Below are 6,692 nucleotides of genomic sequence, written 5' to 3' on the forward strand. Positions count from 1 at the left end.
CCGCGCACTCCGCCCAGGCCCTGGTGGCCAAGCAGATGCTGGGCGCGTTCGAGCATTTCGGCCGAGGCCTTGCGGGTGAAGGTCAACAGCAGGATTTCGGCCGGTGAGATGCCGGATTCCACCAGTCGGGCCAGGCGATAGACGATGGTCCGGGTCTTGCCTGATCCCGCGCCGGCGATAACCAGGACCGGGCCGCTTACGGTGGTGGCGGCCTCGAATTGGGCCGGGTTCAAGTCGTGTTCGTAGTCGATGCGCATGATTGATCAGAGGGCTATGGTCGAGGCGGAAATGCCGAAATGTTCCAGAATGAGGCGGCCGACATCGGTCGGCGTGCGGACCTGTGCCGCGTCGGAGTCGTAGAAAAAGACGTCGTCGGCCGTGTGCATGCCCTGGCGGCCGAAATGGCCGAAGAGGCGCGTGCGGTCGAACTTGCCCTTGAGATCAAACCCCGGTTCCGGAACCAGGACCAGATCCGGGGCCAGATGGGCCTGGGGGCCGTGGTAAATGTCCGCGCCGCGCAGCACCTGGCGGATGACCCGTCGGCCTTGACAGGTCAGGGCGGTCAGGGCCTGTTCGATGTCCTGGATCAGACGTTCGGCCTCGGCCCGACTTATCTGGCCGCGGGCAAAGCGGTCCCGCGTGTGCAGATAGATGCGGCCGGGGTCAAGGGCGAAGGCCTTGGTGGACGGGGTCAGCACGCTGGCGTCCCATTCGCTGGCCGGCCGGGCGGCCATGCGCAGCAGCCCTTGCTCGCGCAGCCAGACATTGAGGTCCACCTCCTGCTCCAGGGTGGTGAAGCCATGGTCGGCCATGACCAGCAGGCGCTTGGGGCCGGGCAGGGCGTCGTAGCGCTCCAGGACCTGTCCGATGAGCCGGTCCCAGGCGGCCATGAAGTTCAGACAGTCCGCGCGCCAGGGGTGGAGCGGATCGGTCAGGGCCGGGAACAGGAAATGCCCCAGGCGGTCGGTCTCGGTCAAAATGAAAAAGAACTGGTCCCAGGCCAGGTCCGGCCAGAGCAGGTCCAGGGCCGTGGCGCGGCAGGCCAGGGTCCGGTGCAGCTCTTCCAGCAGAAAGGCCGGGTCCGTGGCGCCGCGCACGGTGTCGGCCTCGATGGTGTAGTCGTGGTCGGCCAGAATGCCGCCCAGGGCAGGGGGGTGGACGCTGCCGGTGAGGCTTTGGGCCGGAAAGCCGGCCACGAGCATGGCCCGCATGGGCCGCACTGGCGCCAGGTTGGGCATGTTCACGACCTTGGCGAAGAATCCGGCCTCGGCCAGGCGCTCGAAAATGGTCAGGCCATGCACATGGCTGAAATCCGTGAAGTCCAGGCGGTAGGTGGCCGGGTCCAGGCGGGTGAAACCGAACACGCCATGGCTGCCCGGCGGACTGGCCGTGAACATGCTGGTCCAGTTCACGGGCGAGAGTTCGGGCAGTTCGGCCCGGATGGCCCGGCAGGCGGAGGATGCAACCAAGGTGTTCAGGTTGGGGAGCAGGCCTTGGGCACAGAGGGTGCGGGCCAGGGACCAGGGCAGGCCGTCCAGGCCGAGAAAAATCAATCGGGATGCGTGCATGACGGGCCGTGTAGCAGGGGCCGGGATGGTTGACCAGCACGAGCCGGGGCGGGGGTTTTGAGTTCCGGGCTTGATGGCCCTGCGTTTTGGATTTGCTCCGCCTAGCAGCGGGTCTCGTTTTCCATCGGTTCTGGTCGCGTGGGCAGGTCGATGGTGAAGCACGAGCCGTGGCCTGGCTGGGAGGTCACGGAAATAGTGCCCCCGTGTCCCTGGGTGATGATGAAATAGGACACGGACAGGCCCAGTCCCGTGCCTTCCCCTGGTTTTTTGGTGGTGAAAAAGGGCTCGAAGATGCGCCGCTGGACTTCCGGCTGCATGCCGGGGCCGTTGTCCTCGATTTCGATGCGTACGCCCTGGTCCGTGCCGGACATGTGGATGGCGATACGCGGAGACTTCGTGTGTTGGGCGCCCATGGCCTGGGCCGCGTTGCGCAGGATGTTGAGCACGACCTGCTCGATTTCGGTTTCGGTGCAGGTGATGGCCGGAATTTCCCCATGCTCGACGATGTCGATTTGAATTTGCCTGAAATCGTAGCTTTTTTTGAGATCGTAGTCGCTTTCGGCCAGGGCGATGGATTTTTCGATGATGGACCGCACATCGCACTGTCCCCGGTGTGCCTCGGACCGGCGGCTGAAGTCGAGCATGTTGCGGATGATGGTCGCGGCCCGGGCCCCGGCGATCTGGATCTGCTCGATGAATACGTCCAGCTTGCGGGCCTTCATGTAGCGTTCCATCAGGGTCAGATCGAGGCCGACCTCCTCGGCCGCCTTTTGGTTCCGGGGAAAATCGGGGCGGGTGCGCAGGGCCAGATTCTGGGCCGTCTGGAGGATGATGCCCAGCGGGTTGTTGATTTCGTGGGCGATTCCGGCCGCGATGCCGCCCACGGACATCATTTTTTCGGTCTGGATCATCATTTCCTGGATTTTTTTCTGTTCGGTGATGTCGTGGAAGGTGGTCACGGCGTGCTCTTCCCCGTCGATGAGCAGGACCTGGCTGGAAAGCAGGCAGGTCAAGACGGCCCCGTCCGCGCGGCGGATTTCCACGGATTGGTTCTGGATGCTTTTTTCCGTGTCCAGCTGCTTCAGGATGGCCTCGCGTCGGGACGGGTCCTGGTACAGGCCGAGTTCCTTGGTGGTGTGGCCGAGCATGTCCTCCCGAGAGCGGCCAAAGGTGGCGGCGCAGGCCGTGTTGACTTCGGTGATCCGCGCCGAGCCAAGATGGGACAGGATGATGGCGTCCGGCGAGGATTGGAAAAGATGCACGAACTTGGCCTCGGACTGACGCAGCCGTTCCTCGGCGTGCTGGCGCTCGGTGATGTCGCGGGCGATGCCCAGGACAAGATCCCGCCCGTCTTCCTGGAACAGGGTCAGATGGATTTCCGCCGGGAAGGTCGATCCATCCCCGCGACGAAAGGTACTGACGACCATGGCCGAGTTTTTTTCATGCAATCGTTGCCGCATGGCCTTGAAATGTTCGGGCGAGCTTGTTTGGTCGATATCCCAGATCGACAGACTCGACAGCGCGTCCGGGCCGCTTTCCAGTTGGTCGCAGGCCACCCGGTTGGCATCGAGAATCTGGCCGTTGTGGTTGAAGAGAAAGATGGCGTCGTGGGCGTTGTCCACCAGACGGCGGTAGCGGGTCTCGCTGTCGCGCAGGGCGCGTTCGGCCTGTGCCCTGGCCTCGATCATGGCGTTGGCCAAGAGAGCCAGATTTTTCAGCTCGACATAGGGCAGGCTTTCCGGAGCGAGGCGCGCGCCGCTGGCCTCGGCCTCGCGGAAGGCGGCCATGAAGCCATCCAGGTTATCCTGGAGCCGCTCGCTGGCCCATCTGGCCAGAATATATTGACCAGCCAGAACGAGCGAAAGGAGCACGGCCAGGGCCAGGGACCGTTGGCGGACGTCATCCCAGAGCCGGGCGCGTTGCTTGGCGATGTCGTTGTCCACCGCCTCCACGTTGACTCCCGCCCCCATGAACCATCCCCAGGGGGTCACGGGCGTGATGAAGCTGACCTTGCGGTGCGCCGCCTCGCCCTTGGAAGCCGGTCGGATGTATTCCACGAAGCCGCCGCCTTTCTTGGCCGTTTCCGTGAGCTGTTCGATGACTTTCCGGGGGTTGATGTCGGTGTGCGTGAAGAGATTGGCGCCCTTGAACGGACCCGACAGGTACTGGCCGTCCAGGGTGCAGGCGAAGATGTAGCCCTTGTCGCCGAACTGGTGGTATTCCATGAGGCGCAGGATTTCCTGGCCCAGATCGGCCTCGGCGTCGTCGACATATTCTCCGGACCCGATCAGCCAATCCAGTTGCGGGAAATATTTGATGAAGGTCAGTTTGCGGTGCCCGCGGCCCTGGGAATTCGGCTTGGTCCAGAGGTATTCGATGAACCCTTCTCCCTGCCCCCGGGCGATGTCGATCATGTCGCGGATGACCGTTTTGACCCGAAGATCCTGTGCGTGCAGGAGATTGACGCCCTCAAGCTGGGGTTGGTCGGCGAAAAGCTCCTCGGTTCCGTCCAGTTTGGTGGCGAAAAAGTAGCCGCGTCCATTGTTGTAGCGGATGGGGCGCAGGGCCTCCCGGATCATGGTCGCGACTTCTGTTTTGTGACGGCGGCCGATGTTGTGGCGGTACAGGCTGTCGGCCACGGTCCAGGCTTCGAGTACCCGCTGGCGGAGGTTGTGTCGGAGGTTGCGTTCCAGATCGACCCGGTGTTCCGCGATCATGGCCTGAAAAAGATCGATCTGGTTTTTGACCTCGGCCTTGCGCGTTTCCAGATAGTTGGCCCGGAGCTGGTCCATCTCGGCCTCGAATCGGAGCAGGTCGCTCGTCAGCCACAACCCGCCCAGGGCCAGAAGGCTCAGGCCGGACAGCAGGGCGACGAGGCGCAGGATGGTCAGGGAAATACTTTTGGGGCGTGCCGGGGCCATGGTCCTTCCTGGATGGGGCTGGCGGATGTCGGGGACGCGGTCTCGGACGCCGCGTGTTTTTTTGAGCGATATCCCAGAACCGCGCGCCGTGTCGATATCGACGTGGATTTTCCGCGCAACCTGGAGCTTGGACCTGGGGGATCAGTTCGGCCAGATTTTGGTCAGGGGGCGGATGGTCTTGCTTTCCACCCAGGGGTCGGTGGCGGCGGCGTAGGCCGCGAAATGGGGCGTGGCACGGTGCGTGTCGTGAAAGGTCGGCGCGTCCGTGTAGACCTCGTACAGGGTGAACCGGCGCGGGTCGTCCGGGCTTTGCAAAATGTCGAAGGCGAGGCAGCCCGGTTCCTTGGAGCGGGAATTCTTGCCTTGACGGATGACGGCTTCACGGAATTCTTCCACGAAATCTTCCTTGACCAGAACATCGACGATGACCGCGAACATGACTTTCCTCCACGTGCGGGAACGAAATCGGGCGGCCAAGGCCGCCCGTGAATTTAGATGCTGATTTTCGCGCCAAGCAGGGCCGCGAACTTGGCGATCCAGTCCGGATGGGCCGGCCAGGCCGGGGCCGTGACCAGATTGCCGTCGACATGGGCCTTGTCCAGGGGAATGTCGGCGTATTTTCCACCGGCGCAGCCCACGTCCGGGCCGCAGGCCGGATAGGCCGCGCACTGTCTGCCCTGAAGCACGCCGGCGGTGACCAGGACCAGGGGACCATGGCAGATGGCCGCGATGGGTTTGCCGGCGGTGTTGAACTCGCGCACGATTTCCAAAACGCGGGGATTGAGGCGGATGTATTCCGGGGCCCGGCCGCCGGGAATGACCAGACCGACGTAGTCGGCCGTGTTCACGGTGTCGAAGTCCTTGTTCAGGGTGAAGTTGTGGCCGCGTTTTTCGCTGTAGGTTTGGTCGCCCTCGAAGTCATGGATCGAGGTCCGCACGAATTCCCCGGCCTTTTTGTCCGGGCAGGTGGCTTCCACCGCGTACCCCAGCATGAGCAGGGACTGGAACGGGACCATGACTTCGTAGTCCTCGACATAATCTCCAACCAGCATCAGAATTTTTTTGGTCGCCATGGGATAACTCCTTCAAGGTGGTAGAGGTGATGCTAAAGGTGACGTCCAGCCCGTAGCAAAAACGGGCGGCGCTGGACAAGATAATTTCCCGCGCCGTCCGGAACGGACAAAAAAACGCCTTTGGATATTGACAGGGTCGCGGGAGCGCGGGTAGACACGAACTCGTGATTAGGCGCGGCTAATTAAATTTCAAGTCGGACCAGCACCCAAAGGCCAGTGTCGCGCGATACTTCGGCTTCCGCCCTTGGGGCCTCTTGTTCCGGGAAGAAGAGTCAGGACGGTTTGGAGTGGTCCTGTTTCCGGTCGGATGGCAACGGTGACACCAGAAGCCGTGGCCCTGGTCTGGGGTCGGGCGCCTGGCAATGATTTTCAAGAGGCTCCCGTGGTCATCGAGGCCCAGGGAACAAAATGGTTTTTTAGTGGCATTAAAGTTAGTTGTTTTTAATTTTCATAATCAAGCCCCGCTCCGGGGTGACGCAAGGAGGCGGCGATGAACGAGAAGAACCCGATGTTTTTGGACCGAATATGCACATCCAGGGATTGCGCGACCTGCCCGGACTTTGACCTGTGTCGGAAGCGGGTGCTCATCGTTGGCGGCCGGGAGCGCATGGAGGGGGTGTATCGGAAGTTCGTCGAGGAGCGCGGCGGCACCTTTGAATATCATAACGGACACATGCGCGGTGGTGGCAAGGCCTTGGAAAACAGTTTTCTGCGCGCCGACGTTGTTCTGTGTCCAGTCAACTGCAACAGCCACCGGGCTTGTCTGTTGCTGAAAAATCTGGGGAAAAAACATAAAAAACCCGTGCACATGCTGCCGGGTTACGGGCTGTCCACCATGACCAAGGCCATGGGTCATGCGTCCACGAACTGAAGGACCAGGGAGGAAAAATGTGCTTGAAACTCGAAAATGGAGCGGTGTTGTTTTCCAGCCAGGACATGCGGCGTCTGCGGTCCCGCGCGGCCGGAGCGATGGGTTCGGCGAAATGGGTTGGAGCGGTCCGGGACGGTGGCGAGACGGATTCCGGGCAACCGGGCCCTGGCCAGGAAGGCGCGGCCGGTCGGTCTTCGGTCGCTCTGGGCGGGAAGTAGGCATGTCCGGAGGCTTGGCCCGCAACGACCCCATCCGGGTC

Annotated in this window: 7 protein-coding genes; 2 read left to right on the forward strand and 5 right to left on the reverse strand. The window is 62.4% G+C overall.

The features are described from left to right. The 5 genes from EOL86_11010 to EOL86_11030 form a co-directional block, all read right to left on the reverse strand. A partial coding sequence (locus EOL86_11010) for an ATP-dependent helicase (GenBank protein NCD26103.1) occupies positions 1-257 on the reverse strand: 257 nt, incomplete at its 3' end. A gap of 6 nt (positions 258-263) precedes the next feature. Continuing rightward, positions 264-1,568 (reverse strand): phosphodiesterase, encoded by a 1,305-nt coding sequence (locus EOL86_11015; GenBank protein NCD26104.1) that lies wholly within the window; start codon positions 1,566-1,568, stop codon positions 264-266. Between the two features lie 101 nt (positions 1,569-1,669). Then, complete coding sequence (locus EOL86_11020; GenBank protein ID NCD26105.1) at positions 1,670-4,489, reverse strand: PAS domain S-box protein; 2,820 nt, start codon at positions 4,487-4,489, stop codon at positions 1,670-1,672. A gap of 141 nt (positions 4,490-4,630) precedes the next feature. After that, positions 4,631-4,927, reverse strand: a complete 297-nt coding sequence (locus EOL86_11025) for an antibiotic biosynthesis monooxygenase (protein NCD26106.1) — start codon at positions 4,925-4,927, stop codon at positions 4,631-4,633. 53 nt (positions 4,928-4,980) lie between these two features. Beyond that, on the reverse strand, positions 4,981-5,562 hold the full coding sequence (locus EOL86_11030) for a DJ-1/PfpI family protein (GenBank protein ID NCD26107.1): 582 nt from the start codon (positions 5,560-5,562) through the stop codon (positions 4,981-4,983). A gap of 490 nt (positions 5,563-6,052) precedes the next feature. On the opposite strand from EOL86_11030, the gene EOL86_11035 reads away from it, so the two are divergent. Further along, on the forward strand, positions 6,053-6,433 hold the full coding sequence (locus EOL86_11035) for a DUF2325 domain-containing protein (protein ID NCD26108.1): 381 nt from the start codon (positions 6,053-6,055) through the stop codon (positions 6,431-6,433). A gap of 17 nt (positions 6,434-6,450) precedes the next feature. Further along, entirely contained in the window at positions 6,451-6,651 is a 201-nt protein-coding gene (locus EOL86_11040; GenBank protein ID NCD26109.1) for a hypothetical protein, read from the forward strand. Positions 6,652-6,692: the final 41 nt, after the last annotated feature.

Source organism: Deltaproteobacteria bacterium (assembly GCA_009930495.1).
Classification (GTDB): Bacteria; Desulfobacterota; Desulfovibrionia; order Desulfovibrionales; family Desulfomicrobiaceae; genus Desulfomicrobium.